Origin of the sequence: Kitasatospora sp. NPDC057198, from assembly GCF_042670125.1 — a bacterium.
Lineage (GTDB): Bacteria > Actinomycetota > Actinomycetes > Streptomycetales > Streptomycetaceae > Kitasatospora.
In genome coordinates, this window is sequence record NZ_JBHUWH010000132.1 from 1 (window position 1) to 17,495 (window position 17,495).

A 17,495-nucleotide genomic window follows, 5' to 3' on the forward strand; every position below is an offset into this window, starting at 1 on the left:
CTCCTCGTCCAGCGGCTCGTCCGGACCGGCCGGCCCCGCGGGGGCGCTGAGCGGGCCGGCCGCGACCCGGGAGCCGATGGTGTGGCGCACGCCCGTCTCCAGCGAGGAGAAGGTGCGGCGCAGCACCGGCAGCAGGTCGGTGAAGGCGTCCGGGGAGACCCCGCACAGCCAGCTGTCGAGCAGGCCGAGCAGCGCCGGGTCGTGCAGCAGCAGGGCGCCGCCGCCGGAGACGAAGCCCTCGACCCAGCCGCCCGCGTCGGCCGGCTCGGAGGCGGTGGACAGCACCAGGCCGAGCCGCCGCCCGGCCTCCGCCGCGTCGAGCCGCCCGTCGTCCAGCAGCAGCCGCACGGCGCGGCCGCGCAGCAGGCCGGGGACGCCGGTCGCGGGGCCGCCGTGCGGTTCGCGGGCGGCGAGCGCGGCCAGGGTGTCGGCCCAGCGTTCGGCGGTGGTGCCGCCGAGCAGCGCGATCGCCTGGTGGACGGCGTCCAGTTCGGCGCGGCGGGCGGCCGCGCCGTCCGCGTCGAGGCCGGTGCAGGCGGCGGGCAGCGCGATGCTGAGGCGTTCGGCGAGGCCGTGGGCGACGGCGGTGAGCGCGCTGGTGTCGGTGGAGCGGACGTCGCCGTAGCGCAGGGTGCGCACCAGCGCGGGGAGCGCGGCGGCCAGGTGCCCGGCGTCGGTGTCGAGCGCGGCGCGGTCGGCGAGGGCCCGCATCACCTCGGGCAGCGCGTCCGGCAGGTCGGCCAGCAGGCACTGCTCGGCGAGCGCGGTGAGGGCGGTGAGCTCGGCCTTCGCGGCCTCGGCGACGGCCTTGCCGGTGGCGGCGGAGCGCACGGTGGTGCCCCACTGCCCGGCCTCGACCAGGTGGACGGAGAACTCGGGCTCCCAGGCGAGCTGCCAGGTCTCCCGGAAGGTGCCGGTGGAGTTGACGCTGTCGCGGGCCGGGCGGCCCCAGTGCAGGCCGAGCAGCCGCAGCCGGTGCAGCAGCCGGGAGCGCTCGACGTCGAGGTCCTTGCGCAGGTCGAGGACGAGTTCGCGGGCCGCGGCCTCCGGCTTGAGCCGCAGGCTGCGCTGGAGGCGGGTGAGGTCCCGTTGCAGCGGCACCGCGGGCACCGAGTCGGGGACTTCGCCGAGCGCGTCGCCGACCACCAGCCGCTCACGGACCAGCGCGAGCGCGACGTCCGAGCCGTCGCACATCACGGCGCGCACCGCGTCCAGCGTCTCGGTGAGGCCGGGCAGCGGGCGGCCGCGCACCGCGGCGAGCGAGTCGGCGAGCCGGACGGCCTCGATGACGTGCGCGGAGGAGACCGGGTGGTCCTCGGCGCGGAGCAGTTCGGCGACCCTGGTCATCCAGCGGGCGACCGGCTGCGCGGGGGCGGTGAACAGGTGGTGGTACCAGCCGGGCGAGTCGATGCCCGCGCCGTAGCCGGTGTGCTGGGACAGCCGGCGGTGCGTCCACGGCACCCAGGTCAGCTCGGTCTTGAGCTTCTTCGGCAGCTCGGCGAGCAGCGCCCGGTCGTGCGCCACCGTCGGCATCGCGGCCAGCGCCGGGACGTGCCAGGCGCCGCAGACCACCGCGACGCGCCGGTGCCCGGCCTTGCGGGCGGCCCGGATCCGCTGGCGCATCGCGGCCTCGCGGACCAGGTCGCGCCGCTCGGCCGGGTGGTGCTCGCGCAGCGCCGCCATCGCCTCGGCGAGGGCCGCGAACGGGGCCAGCGGGTCGTCGTCGGGGGTGCGGTGCTCGACCACGTCCTCCCACCAGGCTTCGGGGTCGGTGTGGCCCGCGGCGGCGGCGAGTTCGGCGATCGGGTCGACGGGCGCGGGCCCGGAAGTGCCCCCCGGCACTCCCGACCCCTCCCCCTCTTCTGACGCTCCGTCACCGTCGGAGGTGTCACTTCCGCCGGTAACGATTTCGCCGTCCCCGCCGCCGGTCCCGTTCCCGCCGCCGTCCCCGCCGTTCCCGTCGCCGTCGCGGCGCCCGCGCGGGCCGAGCGCGAGGCTCTGCGCGGCGGGCAGGTCGATGAAGTGGACCGGCACCTGGGCGTCCAGCCCGTAGCGCAGCGCCACCCACTCCGGCGAGAACTCGGCCAGCGGCCAGAACGCGGCCCGCGCCGGGTCGTCGGCGACGTGGGCGAGCAGCGCGACCGGCGGCACCATCTCCTTCTCGGCGGCGGCCGCGACCAGGTCGTCGGCCTCCGGCGGGCCCTCGATCAGCACCGCGTCCGGCCGCAGGGCGGCCAGCGCGGCGGCCACCGCCCGGGCCGAGCCGGGGCCGTGGTGGCGCACCCCGAGCAGCGTCACCCCCGCGGCCCCGACGCCCGCCGCCCCGGCGCTCACGGCCCCCGCGCCCACGGCTTCGGTGCTCACGCGGAGACCTCCCGGGCGGCCCGGTAGAAGTCCTTCCAGCCGTCGCGGTCGCGGACCACGCCCTCCACGTACTCGCGCCACACCTGCCGGTCGGCGACCGGGTCGCGGACCACGGCGCCGACGATGCCGTCCGCGACGTCGCCCGCGCGCAGCACGCCGTCGCCGAAGTGGGCGGCCAGCGCGAGGCCGTTGGTGACCACGGAGATCGCCTCGGCGGTGGAGAGCGTGCCGCTGGGGGTCTTCACCTTCGTCCGCCCGTCGGCCGTCAGGCCGGAGCGCAGCTCGCGGAAGACCGTCACCACCCGGCGGATCTCCTCGGCGCCGCCCGGCAGTTCGGGCAGGTCGAGGGAGCGGCCGAGCTGGCCGACCCGGCGGGTGACGATCTCCACCTCCTCCTCCAGCGTGGCCGGCAGCGGCAGCACCACGGTGTTGAAGCGGCGGCGCAGCGCGGAGGACAGCTCGTTGACGCCGCGGTCGCGGTCGTTGGCGGTGGCGATCACGTTGAACCCGCGCACCGCCTGCACCTCGGAGCCCAACTCCGGTACGGGCAGGGTCTTCTCGGAGAGGATGGTGATCAGGCTGTCCTGCACGTCGGCCGGGATGCGGGTGAGCTCCTCGACCCGGGCGATCTGCCCGTGCCGCATGGCGCGCATCAGCGGGGACGGCACCAGCGCGTCCTCGCTCGGGCCGTGGGCGAGGAGTTGGGCGTAGTTCCAGCCGTAGCGGACGGCCTCCTCCGGCGTGCCCGCGGTGCCCTGCACCAGCAGCGTGGAGTCTCCGGAGATCGCCGCCGCGAGGTGCTCGGACACCCAGGTCTTGGCGGTGCCGGGCACGCCGAGCAGCAGCAGCGCCCGGTCGGTGGCCAGCGTGGTCACGGCGACCTCGACCACCCGGCGCGGGCCGATGTACTTGGGCGTGATCACGGTGCCGTCGGCGAGTTCGCCGCCGAGCAGGTAGGTGGCGACCGCCCACGGCGACAGCCGCCAGCGCTCCGGCCGCTCCCGGTCGTCGTGCCGGGCGAGGGCGGCCAGCTCCTCGGCGAACGCGTCCTCGGCGTGCTGCCGCAGGACCTCGCTGGTCGTCTCGGTGGTCATCGACTGCTCCGATCTCACGGGGAACTCACGGGTCGTCAGAACGCTGCGCGAAGTGGGCGCGGAGAATGAACGGCACGGGCACTGACCTGGGCGGAAGAACTCCCGTTCGCCCCGTGCGAGTTCCACTCTGCCCCCCGCCACTGACAACCGGCGCCGCGGGACGCGGCACAATCCCCGGTACGGGGCGCGCCGGACGCGCCGGACACGGAGACGGAACGGAAGTGGTGGCGGTGGCGGTGCCGAACGGGGAGACCATGGAACAGCTCGTCCCGGAGCTGGTGCGGGTGTGGGGGGAGCGCGTCGACTTCCCCGCGGTCGGGTTCGGCCCGGCCAGGCCGGACGGGGAGCTGCCGGCGGAACTGCCGGCGGACGTGCGCCGGCTGCTGGCACTGAGCGACGGCATCCACTTCGGCGTGTGGGCGTCCGTCCACGCCGGCGCCTCGATCCCCGCCTACCAGGGCCCCGAGGTGCTGGCCCACGCCGCCCGGATCGACAACCCCGGGGACTACCTGAACATCGGCGACGTCGCCGACGACCCGCTGCTGTTCGACCTCCGGGACGGCGGCGTCCTGGTGGCCCGCGCCGAACCCCGCGGCCTCTGGTACCAGGGCTGCGAGCTGGTCCGGATCGCCGACGGCCTCGACGCCTTCCTGTCCGGCTGGGTGGCCGGCCCCCGCTTCCCTGAGCTGGTCCGCCCCTGGCCCGAGGACGAGGAGGACCGCGACTTCAGCAGGGACGACTGGTGGCGCCTGCTGCGGGCCGCCGGCCGCGTCCCCGCCTGAGGCCGACCGCCCGCTGCCAGGGCCACAGCTGGGCCGCCCCGAACGCCGCCTCCACCAGCAGGAAGCCCCACAGCAGCCCGGTCGCGCCCTGCCCCAGCGCCCAGCCCTGCCAGCAGGCGAACAGCACCCGGGCCGCGCCGTCGAACAGCCCGTGCACCGGCCGCGGGCGCAGCAGCCGCAGCAGCGCCCAGACCAGCACCACCGAGCCCATCAGGTTGGCGAACAGCGTCAGCATCGGCTCCGGCGGCGGCAGTTCGCCCAGCCCGAGCGCGCCGGAGGCGGCGGACAGCGCCCGGTGCGCGAGGGCGTACGTCCAGGGGGTGGCGAACGGGGCGGTGACCAGCAGGTCGTACCAGGCGCTGGCGCGGACCAGGCGGGCGTAGCGGGGTGTCATCTCGGGCTCCTGTGCCGTCTCGTGCGGGAACGGCCCCATGCTGGGGGGTGGAGTACTGTCCAGGGTCAAGTCACCGACGGGAGCAGGGGCGTGCGCATCGGGGAACTCGCCGAACGGACCGGGCTGAGCCGCGACGCGCTGCGCTTCTACGAGCGCGCCGGGCTGCTGGCCCCGCACCGGCTGCCCAACGGCTACCGCGACTTCCCGCCCGAGGCGGTGCCCTGGCTGCGGTACGTCCGCACCGCGCAGGCGCTGGGCTTCTCGCTCGCCGAGATCGCCCGCACCGGCGCGGAGTTGAGCGTCGCGCCGGACGCCGCCGAGCAGCTCTCGGAGCTGTTCCGGCAGAAGATCGCGCTGATCGACGCCCGGACGGCGGAGCTCGCCGCGCTCCGTGCCGACCTGGCCGAGCGGGTCGGCACGGGCTGCCCGCTGGCACCGTCCTGACGGACCGCCGACTGTCAGTGGGGCCTCCTAGCGTCGTCGGCATGGAGGAACGCTGGAGCACCGAACACGTCCTTTCGCTGGCGCCCGATCCGGCTTCCCTGAAGGCCGCGGGCAAGCTCTCCGGCCCGGCCCCGTGGTCGGCCACCGGCACCGGGCGGGGCGCGCTGTGGGGCCTGTGCAAGGGCAGCGGCAGCACCCCGTACCGGACGGCGGTCGAACTCGGCACGCCCGCGTACAAGTGCAGTTGCCCGAGCCGGAAGTTCCCGTGCAAGCACGCCCTCGGGCTGCTGCTGCTGTGGGCCGCCGGGCCGGAGGCCGTCGCCGACGGCGCCGCCCCGCCGGACTGGGTCGAGGAGTGGCTGAACGGCCGCAGCCAGGCCGCCGTCGACAAGGCCGCCAAGCAGCGGGCGAAGGCCGCCGAGGCGGATCCGGAGGCCGCCCGCAAGCGGGCCGGGAAGCGCTCCGCCCGGGTCGCGGGCGGCGCCCGCGAGCTGCGGCTGCGGCTGGCCGACGGCGTCCGCCGCGGGCTGGCCGACCCGCGGCCGGCCGGCGCGTGGGAGGAGGTCGCGGCCCGGATGGTCGACGCCCAGGCGCCCGGTCTGGCGTCCGGGGTCCGGGCGCTCGCCGAGGCGCCGCAGGACGAACTGCTGGAGGAGTACGCGATGCTGCACCTGCTGGCCGGCGCCTACGGCCGGGTCGACACCCTGCCCGAGGCCCTCGCCGCGACCGTCCGGGCCCGGGTCGGCTTCACCACCGACACCGCCGACCTGCTGGCCGGCCCGACCGTCCGGGACCGCTGGCACGTCCTGGGCAGCCGGGACACCGCGGACGACCGGCTGACCACCCGCCGGGTGTGGCTGCGCGGCGCGAAGACCGGGCGGCCCGCCCTGCTGCTGGCCTTCGGCCGCCCCGGCCAGGCGCCGGACCTCGCGCTGCCCACCGGCTACCTGCTGGAGGCCGACCTGGCCTACCACCCGGGCGCCCGCCCGCTGCGGGCCGTCCTGGGCACCCGCTACGGCAGCCCCGAGCCCGCCCCGGCCGCCGCGCCCGCGGGCCTGACGCCCGCCGCGGCGCTCGCCGAGTACGGCGCCGCCGTCGCCGAGGACCCGTGGCTGGAGAGCCGGCCCGCCGTCCTGGCCGACGTGGTGCCGGTCCGCACCCCGGACGGCTGGCGGCTGACCGACGGCACGCACAGCCTGCCGGTGCGCCGCGGCGCCCTGCCCGAACCGGCCCTGTGGCGGCTCGCCGCGGTCTCCGCCGGGCACCCCGTCACCCTGTTCGGCGAGTGCGGCCACCGCGGCTTCGCGCCCGTCACCGCGTGGGACGCCGACCACCGGCCCGTCCCGCTCGGCTGACCGCCCGACCCTCCCGCCCACCGCGCCCACCCGCACCCGCACCCGCACCACCCGACGGTACGGACGCTCCCCGGCGCCCCCGACCAGCCGTCGACCGGAGGAACCGATGACCCGCACCCGCAGCATCCGGCAGCGCGCCGCCGTCCGGCGCATCACCCTGCACCACGCCGCCCGCCGGGCCGCCCTCGCCAGCGGCTGGGGCCGCCGCCACCGCACCGCCACCAACCGGCCGAACGGAGACCGGGCATGACCGCGCCCACGCTCGCCCACGACGGCGACCGGGCCGACGACTGGGCCGACCTGCAGAGCGCCGCCCTGCTCGGCACCGACCGCCGCCCGCTGCCGGAGGCCCGCACCCCGCTGGCCGCCGCCGTCGACCGCACCGACCCGGCCGGCGCGCTGCTCGACCTGGCCGCCGTCGCCGCCGTCCGCCGCCGGGCCGGCGCGCTGCCCGCCCCCGCCGTCGAGACGCCCCCGCCCGCCCCGGACGACCCGCGGCCCGCCCTGCCGGAGGCCGCCGCCCGCCGGCTGGCCGTCCTGCTCGGCACCCGCAGCGGCCAGGGCACCACGGCCAACCTGGCCGAGCTGCTCCCGCAGTGGCTGAGCGCCGCCCGCGCCCGCGGCCACCGGCTGCCGCCCGCCCTCGTCCCGACCCTGCTGGACACCGCCCGCGCCCGCTCCGAACTGCGCACCGACGCCGTCGCCCTGGCCGGGCCGCTCGGCCGCTGGCTGGCCCCGCACAACCCCGACTGGAAGTACGTCACCCGCACCGCCGGCGAACCGGACGCCCTCGACCAGCCCGGTGAACTCCTGTGGCAGGAGGGCCTGTTCGCCGAACGCGTGACCCACCTGACCCGGCTTCGGCGCACCGACCCGGCCGCCGGGCTGGCCCTGCTCGCCTCCACCTGGAGCACCGAACGGGCCGAGGACCGGGTGCTGTTCCTCGACTCCCTCCAGGACGGGCTCTCCGCCGCCGACGAGGACTTCCTGGAGGCCGCGCTCTCCGACCGCTCCAAGAACGTCCGCGCCACCGCCGCGGAACTCCTCTCCACCCTCCCCGGCTCCGCCCTCGCCGCCCGGATGGCCGACCGCGCCCGCGCCGCCGTCCGGCACGACGGCGACCGGCTGCACATCACCCCGCCCGCCGCCTGCGACGCCGCGATGCAGCGCGACGGCATACCGGTCAAGTCGCCCACCGGCCGCGGCGAACGCGCCTGGTGGTTCGGCGAGGTCATCGCCGGGGCACCGCTCGCCCTGTGGACCACCGGGACGGGCCTCACCCCCGAACAGCTGCTCGCCCTGCCCACCGTCGACTCGCCCGACGGCGGCGGCGCCGAATGGGCCGAGGACCTGCGCGAGGCGTGGGCCCGCGCCGCCGTCCGCCAGCAGGACGCCGCCTGGGCCCGCGCGCTGCTCGGCACCCCGCCGCGGCCCGGCCGCGACACCCGCACCCCCGGCGCGCCGGCCAAGCTGCTGTCCGTCCTGCCGCCCGCCGAACGGGCCTCCTGGACGGCCGCGTTCGTCCAGACCCACGGGCTCGGCGACGCCTTCCAGCTCCTCGGCGCCTGCGCCACCCCCTGGACGCCCCCGCTCTCCACCGCCGTCGTCGCCGCCCTCAAGCGCGCCGCGGAGCTCGGCTCCTACCCCTGGAGCCACAGCGGCGTCCTCGGCATGACCGAACGCGCCCTGGCCCCCGAGACCGCCCCCGCCGTCGAGGCCCTCTCCGCCGACACCGCCCCGGACACCGCCTGGTCCGACACCTTCTCCCGCCTCGCGGGGACGCTGCGCTTCCGGCAGGCGATGCTCAGCGAACTGGAGTGAGAAGAGCCCCTTCAGGGGGCTCGGTGAGAACGGCGGGATCCACAACAGGGGCTCGGGGAACGGCGAGTCCGTGCTGCTGACGGCCGGAGCCCATCGGAGTGTCCGTGCTGCTGCGTGTAGTAACAGAACCGGAAGCCGATGCGCGCTCCGGCAGTGAACCGCCAGCAGACCCGGGCTCGCCGTTCCCCGAGCCCCTGGCGGTGCTCTCCCGACCCCCTGGTGGGGGCTCTCAGCTGGCCCGGAGGTTGGACTCCACCCAGCTGACGACCTCCTGGGTGGAGGTGCCCGGGGTGAAGATGTCCGCGACGCCGAGGGCCTTCAGTTCGGTGATGTCCGCGTCGGGGATGATCCCGCCGCAGAAGACCTTGATGTCGGCGGCGTCGCGCTCCTTGAGGAGCTCGATGACCTTCGCGCAGAGGGTCATGTGCGCGCCGGAGAGGATGGACAGGCCGATGCCGTCCGCGTCCTCCTGGATCGCCGTGTCGACGATCTGCTCGGGGGTCTGGTGGAGGCCGGTGTAGATGACCTCCATGCCCGCGTCGCGCAGGGCGCGCGCGATGACCTTGGCTCCCCGGTCGTGCCCGTCGAGTCCGGGCTTGGCGACCACGACTCGGATCGGCCCCGACACCACCATGACTGCCTCCTGGACCATCTCGTCCACCACCCGGCCGTCCTGGCCACGGGCTCGGTGTTAACCGCTTCTAACAGACCTGAGGGGAGGTTAGCGGCCCGCGGGGCCGCCGTCCCTCCCACCTGCCGATAGGAGGGCAAAATCACAGCGGGGCGGGGCCGCCCGTCCGCTCAGAGCTTCTCGACGGGGGCGTACCGCAGCAGCAGCACCTTGCGCCCGGCGGAGCCGAAGTCGACCGTGGCCTTGGCCCTGTCCCCGACGCCCTCGACGCCGACGACGGTGCCGAGGCCGAAGCTGTCGTGGCTGACCCGGTCGCCGACGGCGAGCGCGACGACCTCCCGGTCGGTGACCGTCCGCGCGGACTTGCCCCAGCCGGCCTTCGGCGAGGCCGCGGTGGAGAACCCGGAGCCGCGCGAGGAGCCGTACGAGCCCCCGCCCGACCCGGAGCCCGACCCGGAGGACGAGTAGCCGCGCGAGGGCGGCACCGCGGCGGCGCCGGTGCGCTTCCACTCGATCAGCTTCTCCGGGATCTCCTCCAGGAAGCGCGAGGCCGGGTTGTAGGAGGGCTGGCCCCAGGCGCTGCGCAGCACCGAGCGGGTCAGGTAGAGCCGCTGCCGGGCCCGGGTGAGGCCGACGTAGGCGAGGCGGCGCTCCTCCTCCAGTTCCTTGACCTGGTTGAGGGCCCGCATGTGCGGGAAGATCCCGTCCTCCATGCCGGTGAGGAAGACGACCGGGAACTCCAGGCCCTTGGCGGTGTGCAGGGTCATCATCGTGATCACCCCGGCCCCGTCCTCCTCATCGGGGATCTGGTCGGAGTCGGCGACCAGCGCGACCCGCTCCAGGAAGTCGGCGAGCGAGCCGACCGGCGGCCCCTCGTCGCCCTCGGGGCGCTCCCCCGGGTCCTTCTCGTACTCGAGGGCGACCGAGGCGAGCTCCTGGAGGTTCTCCACCCGGGTCTCGTCCTGCGGGTCGGTGGAGGACTGGAGCTCGGCGAGGTAGCCGGTCTCCTCCAGGACGGCCTCCAGCACGGCGGCCGGGCCGGCGCCGGAGTCGACGACCTGGCGCAGCCCGGCGAGCAGTTCGTTGAACTTCTTCACCGCGTTGGCGGAGCGCGCGGCCATCCCGTACGCCTCGTCGACCCGGCGCAGCGCGGCGGCGAAGGAGATCCGCTCGCGCGAGGCGAGGGCGTCGATCATCGCCTCGGCGCGCTCGCCGATGCCGCGCTTGGGGACGTTGAGGATCCGGCGCAGCGGGACGGTGTCCTCGGGGTTGGAGAGCACCCGCAGGTAGGCCAGGACGTCCTTGACCTCCTTGCGCTCGTAGAAGCGCACGCCGCCGACGACCTTGTAGGGCAGGCCGACCCGGATGAACACCTCTTCGAAGACCCGGGACTGGGCGTTGGTGCGGTAGAAGATCGCCACGTCGCCGGGGCGGGCGTCGCCCGCGTCGGTGAGCCGGTCGATCTCCTCGGCGATGAACTGGGCCTCGCCGTGCTCGTCGTCGGCGACGTAGCCGACGACCTGCTCGCCCTGGTCGCCGGCCGTCCAGAGGTTCTTCTTGCGGCGGTTGCTGTTGCGTTCGATGACCGAGTTGGCGGCGGAGAGGATGGTCTGGGTGGAGCGGTAGTTCTGCTCCAGCAGGATGGTCGTCGCGTTCGGGTAGTCCTCCTCGAACTGGAGGATGTTGCGGATGGTGGCGCCGCGGAAGGCGTAGATCGACTGGTCGGCGTCGCCGACCACGCACAGTTCGGCGGGCGGGATCTGTGCGAGGTCCGCCTCGGCGGGGTTCACGTACTCGCCGTCGACGGTCGTCCGGGGCGCCTGCCCCGCGGAACCGCCGGAGAGCTCGCGCACCAGGGTGTACTGGGCGTGGTTGGTGTCCTGGTACTCGTCGACCAGGATGTGCCGGAACCTGCGCCGGTAGTGCTCGGCGACGGCGGGGAACGCCTGCAGCAGGTTGACGGTGGCCATGATGATGTCGTCGAAGTCGAGGGCGTTGGCCTCGCGCAGCCGCCGCTGGTAGAGGAAGTACGCCTCGGCGAGCTTCTTCTCGGTCGGGTTGGCGGCCTGGTCGGCGTAGGTCTCCTCGTCGATCAGCTCGTTCTTCAGGTTGCTGATCTTGGAGGTGAAGGACTTCGGCGGGAACTGCTTGGGGTCGAGGTCCAGGTCCCGGCAGACCAGGGCCATCAGGCGCTGGGAGTCCGCCGAGTCGTAGATCGAGAAGCTGGAGTTCATGCCCAGCTGCTTGGCCTCGCGGCGCAGGATCCGCACGCACGCGCTGTGGAAGGTGGAGACCCACATCGCCTTGGCGCGCGGGCCGACCAGCGCCTCGACGCGCTCGCGCATCTCGCCGGCGGCCTTGTTGGTGAAGGTGATCGCCAGGATCTCGCCGGGCTGCACGCCGCGGGCGGCCAGCAGGTGGGCGATCCGGTGGGTGAGCACCCGGGTCTTGCCGGAGCCCGCGCCGGCCACGATCAGCAGCGGCGACCCGGCGTGCAGCACGGCCTCGCGCTGCGGGTCGTTCATGCCCTCCAGCAGCTGCGCCGGGTCGACGACGGTGCGGGCGGCGCCGTTGCGGTGCCAGGCGTCCCGCTCGGCCTCGGCGGCGTGGTCGGTGGCGAACAGCCCGTCGGGGATGTCCTCCTCGCCGTAGCCGGGGTCGTACGGCCCGTCGTCGTACGGTTCGTCCGGCGGCGGCGCCTCCTCCTCGGACCACTGCCGGTCTGCGGGGCGGGGGCTCGACCCGACGGCGGGGCGCTCGAAGCCGGGGAGCGGGAGGTCATCGAAGAGGCTACTCATGGCCCTTCGAGTCTATGGCCCGCCACCGACATCCCCGCCCCCGCCGGGGAACGGCCCGCGCGGGGAGCGGCCCCCGCCGGGGAGCGGCCCGCGCGGGCGCCGCTACGGGGCGTCCGGGTAGACGAAGGCGACGTACCCGCCGTACGCGGCGGACACCAGCGCCGCCGCGACGAGCAGCAGGACGGTCGCCGATCTGGTCCGGGTGCGGGCGAGGGCGGTCGCGAGCGGGTACAGCAGTCCGAAGGCGGGCAGCAGGAAGCGGGCCCTGGAGTTGAAGTAGGCGGCGTCGCCGAGGGCGAGCAGCAGCATGCCCGCGCTGTAGAGCAGCAGCACCGGCGGCTGGCGCTGGATCGCGGAGAGCACCAGCAGCACCACGGCCGCCAGCAGGGTGCAGGCGGTGACCACGTCCACCAGCCACACGGTGTCGGCGGTGACCAGCATCCGGCGCAGCGAGGCGAAGGTGGAGCGGCCGAAGTCGAAGTGCGACTGCCAGGCGTCCTGCACCCGGAAGTAGCCGTCCCAGCGGCCCTTGCGGTGGCCGACCCAGGCGATGAAGCCGACGCAGCCGAGCGGGGCCAGCACGGCGCCGAGCAGGGCGCGCGGGTCGCGTCGGCGGACCAGTTCGAGCAGGGCGGCCGCGCCGACCGCCAGGGCCAGGGTGAGTCCGGTGGGGCGGGTCAGTCCGGCGCAGGTGCACAGCAGCCCGGCCCACACCCAGCGGCGCCGGAGCGCCGCGTGCACCGTCCAGGCCGCGAAGGCGGTGAACAGCGCCTCCGAGTAGGCGGCGCTCTCCACCACCGCGTACGGCAGGACGCCCCACAGGACGGCGGCGACCACCCCGGCCCGGTCGCCGTACAGCCGGGCCGCGACGGCGTGGATGCCCCAGGCGGCGGCCAGCGAGGCCGCCCAGGCGACCGCCAGCGCCGCGTAGTTGAGCGGCAGCACCAGCCCGGCCGCCCGGACCAGCAGCGGGTAGGCGGGGAAGAACGCGTACGGCTCGTAGGGGCCGTAGGGGCCGGGCACCGGCCGGGTGCCCGCGTAGCCGTGGGCGGCGATCTGCTGGTACCAGTACGCGTCCCACAGGGAGCTCAGCCGGTACAGGCCGCCGACGCCCCGGTGGCTGCCCCACCAGGCGAGCAGCAGGACGCCGACCGCCCGGGCGCCCAGGTAGCCGAGCAGGGCCGTCCGGACGGGGTGGGCGGCCCGTTCGCTCCGCAGGCCCGGCCCCGGCGGGTCGGCGACCTCGGTCAGGGCGCGCACCACGGCGCGCCCTCTCGTGCGGGCACCGGCCGGGTGCGGTCCGGGAGGGTCGATGACATCCGGCCAAGGTATTCAACCCCGTCCGGTCCGCCGCGCAGGCGCGTCCGGGAGCGGCGGAATTCAGCGTTCCATCAGGGTGACCACGATGTTCGGCCCCCGGGTGACGGTGGTCTTCGGGAACGCCTCCTTCAACACCCGGGCCTGCTCGGGGTCGAAGTCCGCGAACGGGTCCTGCCAGCCGATGGTGACCACCCAGATCCGCTTGGTGTCGCCGAGGCAGGCGGCCGGATCGGGGCAGAGCGTCGGGTAGAGGTCGCCGCGGGCGATCGCGGTCTTCTTGACGAAGACGTCCTTCAGCTTGTCGTCCTGCGGCAGGTAGAAGTCCAGTGCGGCGGAGACGCCGTAGAAGATGCCGTTGCCGAAGCGCAGCGGCGCGACGGCGTCGCCCGGCTGGTAGCCCCGGGCGATGATCTCGGCGGCGGCCGCGCCGTCCCAGGTGGTGCGCGCGTAGCGGTCGCGGACGTTCTGCTGGTCCTGCACGCCGAGGAGCAGGAAGGCGATCAGGCCGACCGCGGTGAGGGCCCGCGGCCGGAGCGCGGTCAGTCCCGCGGCGGCGACGATGATCCAGGCGGGCAGCGTGAAGAGCAGGTAGCGGTCGATGAAGTACGAGGTGTGGCCCTGGGAGGCGAGCCACAGCAGCGGGATCGGCACCACCGCGATCATGCCGAGTTCCAGCGCGGGGCGGCGGTTGCGCGGCCAGGCGAGCGGGAGCACGGCGAGGGCGAGCACCACCAGGCTGATCCAGGTGGAGGCGTACAGCCCGCGCCAGAACACCTCGACGACGTCCTTGAAGGTGGGCGTGTGCAGCCAGCTGAGCTGGCGTCCGACCTGGCGGCGGCCGAGCATGACGAGCGGGGACAGGATCAGCACGGCGCCGGCGGCGGCGGCCGGGAAGCCGATCAGCACGCCGCGGGCGCGGCTGTTCCACCAGCGCCAGGCGGCCACGGCGGCGTGCGGGACGAGGAAGACCAGCGCGATCACGTGGAAGGTGCCGACCACGACCAGGTCGGCCCCGTAGAGGAGCCAGCGCAGCGCGCTCGGCCGCTCCAGGGCGCGCAGCAGCAGGAGGGTCGCGGCGGCGGCGAACAGCACCACGAAGGCGTAGCCGCGGGCCTCCTGGCCGTAGCGGGACACCGAGGGGGTGAGGGCGAAGAGCAGGCCCGCCACCACGCCGGTGGTGGTGTTGAAGACCTTGCGGCCGGTCAGCACGACGAGCGCGGTCGCCCCGGTCATGGCCAGGGCGGAGGGCATCCGGAGCACGGCGAGCGAGTGCCCGAAGAGGTCGGTCCAGTAGTGGAGCAGCAGGTAGTAGACGCCGACCACCGCGTCCACGTGGTGCAGCAGGGCGAGGATCTCCCGCGGCGAGCGGTTCACCGCGTTCCAGGTGGCCAGTTCGTCGGACCACAGCAGGGGGCCGTCGGCCTTGTGGAGGCAGAGCGCCAGCGTCAGCGCGGCGGGGCCCGCCCACACCAGGTGGCGCAGGACGGGAAGCGCCTTCCGGCCGAAGCCCTGCACTGGCCCCCGGGAGCCGGCGGCAGCCCCGGAGGAGGCGGAGCTGGTCGCGCTGACGGTCATCGTGGGAAGGTCCCTCTCCAGAAGTCGCTCATTGCCGTGCGGGGGCCGCGCCAGACTATCGGGCGGCCTGGCGGCGCTCGCGCCGCGAGGGAACGGTGGAACGCCACAGCCGGGCGCAGGAAAGCAGGACCGCGGCCACCAGGAGCGCGTTGCGCAGCAGCAGGACCGTCCGGAAAGTGGTGTCGCCCCAGAGCACCGGGCCCCAGAACAGCGGGTACTCGACGGTGGTCAGCGCGGTCGCCGCCATCAGCAGGACCGCCACCGGCCGCTGCGAGGTGGAGCGGAAGGACAGGCAGACGGCGGCCATGCCCAGCAGCCAGATCATGTACTGCGGGCTGATCACCCGGCTGGTGACCACGAAGACCAGCATCGCGGTCATCGCGGCGTCGGCGGGCGTCGAGTCCGTGAAGCGCTTCGCCACGATCCGCCAGACCAGCAGGCCGGCGAAGCCGAGCACGCTGAGGCCGAGCATGGCCTTGGACAGGAGCGGGGTGTGCGCGGAGACGATCTCCATCGAGCCGTACCGGTAGGTGATCTCGCCGTGGTGGTAGCCGAGCTTCTGCGCGATCAGCAGCAGGCTGCCCGGCAGCGACTCCACCTCGATGCCGCGGTTGCCCTGGCCGTGCAGGAAGTCGAAGGAGCCGCGCATGGTGACCGCGGCGATCGCGGTCAGCGCGAGCGCTGCGGCGACGAAGCCGGTGATCGCCTGCTTCAGGCCGCGGCCGCGCGGCGCACCGAAGATCGCGAAGGCCGGCCAGACCTTGATCATCGCCCCGATCGCGGCGAACGAGCCGCCGACCCAGGAGCGGCCCTGCAGGCACAGCACGCCGAACACCGCGAACAGCGTCACCAGCACGTCGAAGTGGACGTAGGGCTGCATCAGCATCAGCGGCAGGCCCAGCAGCCAGAACCCGGAACCCGCCAACGAGCGGCCGGCGCGGGTGCCGTACCACAGCAGCCCGCCCATGATGGCGAAGTCGGCGATCAGGGTGAGCACCAGGAAGCCCTGGACGTAGTTGGTGAACGGCACCAGGTACGGGGCGAGGAACGCGCCGGCCGCGCCGGGCGGGTACTGCCAGGTCACGTCGCCGACCGGGAAGGTGCCGGTGCGCAGCACGCGGGCCCAGGGCTCGTAGAACAGGTGCGGCTCGCCGTTGACGTTGTCCTTGTTCCAGAACACCATCATGACCATGACGAAACGGGAGCAGGCCCAGTAGCCGAGACGCGCGAGCACCTGGGGGTCCCGGTGGAAGGGGTGCGTCGCCGGGGCGTCGTCCGCGGCGCCGCTGCCGGTGTCCAGTCGGCCCTTCTCTATGGTGCCAGGCATGACGCTCCGTTCGCAGGTACCGCAGCGGGCCGTCGGGTGCCCGACTCGCGTTCGCCCCCGCGCGTGCGTGTCGCTTGACAGCGCCCGAAATTCATACCACCTCCTTGGACGAAGCCCCAAACCTCCGCATCCGCGGACAGCCCGCCGCCACCCCGGCCGGTGCGCATGAGGACGGTCGTGGGCTAGCCTCGTCGGCTGTGACCGCGATTGAACACCAGTCCGCTCCCTCCACGGACGGCACCAGGAAGCCCGCCGTCCCCGGACGGCCCCCCGCGCGCCTCGGCTGGCTCGACGCACTGCGCGGCATCGCCGCGCTGCTCGTCGCGGTCCACCACTTCGGACTGCTCCGGTGGTACTCGTGGGGCCCGGCCTTCGAGGAGAAGTTCGACCTCGGCATCTTCTCCGTCATGCTGTTCTTCCTGGTGAGCGGGTACATCGTGCCCGCCTCGCTGGAGCGGCGCGGTGACGTGCGCGGGTTCTGGGTGGGCCGGCTGTTCCGGATCTACCCGCTGATCATCGTGGCCGTGGTGCTGTCGCTCCTGGTGCTGCCCACCAAGTACTCGGCGGTCCCGAGCGTGGTCACCGACCGCCCGTACTGGTCGTACCTGGCGAACCTGACGCTGCTGCACGAGATGACCAACATCCCGAGCGCGCTCGGCGCGATGTGGACGCTCTGCTACGAGATGGTGTTCTACTTCCTCGTCAGCGCCCTGTTCGTGAAGGGCTGGCACCGGCAGAGCGCCCCGATCGCGCTGTTCTTCGCGGCGGCCGCGCTGCTGCTCGGCGCCTGGTGGAAGCCGGCCCTGATCACCGCCAAGCCGGTCTGGACGGCGCCGTCCCCCACCCACCACCTGATCATCGCCACCGCCCTGGTGATGCTGACCGGCCTGGTGCTGGTCCTGCTCGGCCGCCCCGAACTGGTCCGGATCGGCGCGCTGGTGCTCGGCGGGCTCGGCGCGCTGCTGCTGTTCGTGAACGCCAGGTCCACGTTCTTCGAGAGCATGATGATCCTGGCCACCATGTTCGCCGGCACCGCGATCTTCCGCGCCGAGAAGGGCCAGATCGACCGGGCGCTGGCCGCCGTCGCCTGCGCCTTCGTCCTGGCCTCCGGCTTCCTCGTCGGCTACATGTACAACCACGGCAAGGCGTTCGACCGCACCTGGACCTCCAGCTGGGAGGGCTTCTCGCTGCCGTACGTGGCGGCCTGGGCGGTCTTCGGCATCGGCATGCTGCTGCGCTCCAGGCGCTGGCCCCGGCCGCTGACCTGGCTCGGCACGATCAGCTACTCGGTGTACGTGGTGCACATCCCGGTCCTCTGGGCGACCTGGTGGTTCAAGGACCACCTGGTCACCTACCCGACCACCGGCTGGGGCCGCTGGCTGCTGCCGCTGACCTTCGTCGCGGCGGTGCTGGTCGCCAGCCAGCTGACCTACAAGCTGATCGAGATGCCCGGCCAGAAGCTCGGCAAGAAGGTCGCCAAGGCGCTCGACCGCCGCTCGGCGGCCCGGGTGGACGCCGAGCAGCAGCGGCTCGAACAGGTCATCTGACCGCCCGTTCCGCGTGCCGGGGCCCGGCCCCCCTCTCCGGAGG

14 protein-coding genes are annotated in these 17,495 nt (G+C 74.4%); 6 read left to right on the plus strand and 8 right to left on the minus strand.

Going from position 1 to position 17,495, the window contains the following annotated elements:
• Together ACFUEL_RS17170 and ACFUEL_RS17175 are read right to left on the minus strand one after the other, a co-directional pair.
• The coding region (locus ACFUEL_RS17170) for a DUF5682 family protein (RefSeq protein WP_380237091.1) at window positions 1-2,364 on the minus strand (2,364 nt) is incomplete at its 3' end.
• On the minus strand, window positions 2,361-3,458 hold the full coding sequence (locus ACFUEL_RS17175) for an AAA family ATPase (RefSeq protein ID WP_380237093.1): 1,098 nt from the start codon (window positions 3,456-3,458) through the stop codon (window positions 2,361-2,363). The genes ACFUEL_RS17175 and ACFUEL_RS17170, both read right to left, overlap by 4 nt.
• Window positions 3,459-3,712: 254 nt before the next feature.
• On the opposite strand from ACFUEL_RS17175, the gene ACFUEL_RS17180 reads away from it, so the two are divergent.
• Window positions 3,713-4,240: a hypothetical protein gene (locus ACFUEL_RS17180; RefSeq protein ID WP_380237094.1), complete on the plus strand. Its 528-nt coding sequence runs from the start codon at window positions 3,713-3,715 to the stop codon at window positions 4,238-4,240.
• Here the strand turns inward: ACFUEL_RS17180 and ACFUEL_RS17185 are convergent.
• Complete coding sequence (locus ACFUEL_RS17185; RefSeq protein ID WP_380237095.1) at window positions 4,185-4,634, minus strand: hypothetical protein; 450 nt, start codon at window positions 4,632-4,634, stop codon at window positions 4,185-4,187. The genes ACFUEL_RS17180 and ACFUEL_RS17185 overlap by 56 nt on opposite strands.
• A 90-nt stretch (window positions 4,635-4,724) precedes the next feature.
• On the opposite strand from ACFUEL_RS17185, the gene ACFUEL_RS17190 reads away from it, so the two are divergent.
• The 4 genes from ACFUEL_RS17190 to ACFUEL_RS17205 all read left to right on the plus strand — a co-directional run bounded on the left by ACFUEL_RS17190 (window position 4,725) and on the right by ACFUEL_RS17205 (window position 8,254).
• A complete protein-coding gene (locus tag ACFUEL_RS17190; RefSeq protein WP_380237096.1) occupies window positions 4,725-5,078 on the plus strand; it encodes a MerR family transcriptional regulator in 354 nt (117 codons plus the stop codon).
• A 41-nt stretch (window positions 5,079-5,119) separates the two neighbouring features.
• Window positions 5,120-6,433, plus strand: a complete 1,314-nt coding sequence (locus tag ACFUEL_RS17195; protein ID WP_380237097.1) for an SWIM zinc finger family protein — start codon at window positions 5,120-5,122, stop codon at window positions 6,431-6,433.
• A 106-nt stretch (window positions 6,434-6,539) separates the two neighbouring features.
• Window positions 6,540-6,683 carry a hypothetical protein gene (locus ACFUEL_RS17200; protein ID WP_380237098.1) on the plus strand — a complete coding sequence of 48 codons (144 nt, stop codon included), beginning with the start codon at window positions 6,540-6,542 and terminating at the stop codon, window positions 6,681-6,683.
• A complete protein-coding gene (locus ACFUEL_RS17205) occupies window positions 6,680-8,254 on the plus strand; it encodes a DUF5691 domain-containing protein (RefSeq protein WP_380237099.1) in 1,575 nt (524 codons plus the stop codon). The genes ACFUEL_RS17200 and ACFUEL_RS17205 overlap by 4 nt, the downstream gene beginning before the upstream one ends.
• Before the next feature lie 229 nt (window positions 8,255-8,483).
• Here ACFUEL_RS17205 and ACFUEL_RS17210 read toward each other — a convergent pair whose 3' ends face one another.
• The 5 genes from ACFUEL_RS17210 to ACFUEL_RS17230 form a co-directional block, all read right to left on the minus strand.
• Complete coding sequence (locus ACFUEL_RS17210) at window positions 8,484-8,888, minus strand: cobalamin B12-binding domain-containing protein (protein WP_380237105.1); 405 nt, start codon at window positions 8,886-8,888, stop codon at window positions 8,484-8,486.
• 167 nt (window positions 8,889-9,055) lie between these two features.
• Window positions 9,056-11,683 (minus strand): DNA helicase PcrA, encoded by a 2,628-nt coding sequence (gene pcrA / locus ACFUEL_RS17215; RefSeq protein WP_380237100.1) that lies wholly within the window; start codon window positions 11,681-11,683, stop codon window positions 9,056-9,058.
• A gap of 102 nt (window positions 11,684-11,785) precedes the next feature.
• Entirely contained in the window at window positions 11,786-12,943 is a 1,158-nt protein-coding gene (locus tag ACFUEL_RS17220; protein ID WP_380237101.1) for a glycosyltransferase 87 family protein, read from the minus strand.
• Between the two features lie 120 nt (window positions 12,944-13,063).
• Complete coding sequence (locus tag ACFUEL_RS17225) at window positions 13,064-14,578, minus strand: glycosyltransferase family 39 protein (protein WP_380237102.1); 1,515 nt, start codon at window positions 14,576-14,578, stop codon at window positions 13,064-13,066.
• Window positions 14,579-14,633: 55 nt separating this feature from the next.
• Entirely contained in the window at window positions 14,634-15,905 is a 1,272-nt protein-coding gene (locus ACFUEL_RS17230) for a glycosyltransferase 87 family protein (RefSeq protein WP_380237103.1), read from the minus strand.
• Between the two features lie 197 nt (window positions 15,906-16,102).
• On the opposite strand from ACFUEL_RS17230, the gene ACFUEL_RS17235 reads away from it, so the two are divergent.
• Window positions 16,103-17,452, plus strand: coding sequence for an acyltransferase family protein (locus ACFUEL_RS17235; RefSeq protein WP_380237104.1), 1,350 nt, complete (start codon window positions 16,103-16,105; stop codon window positions 17,450-17,452).
• The last annotated feature ends 43 nt before the right edge of the window (window positions 17,453-17,495 follow it).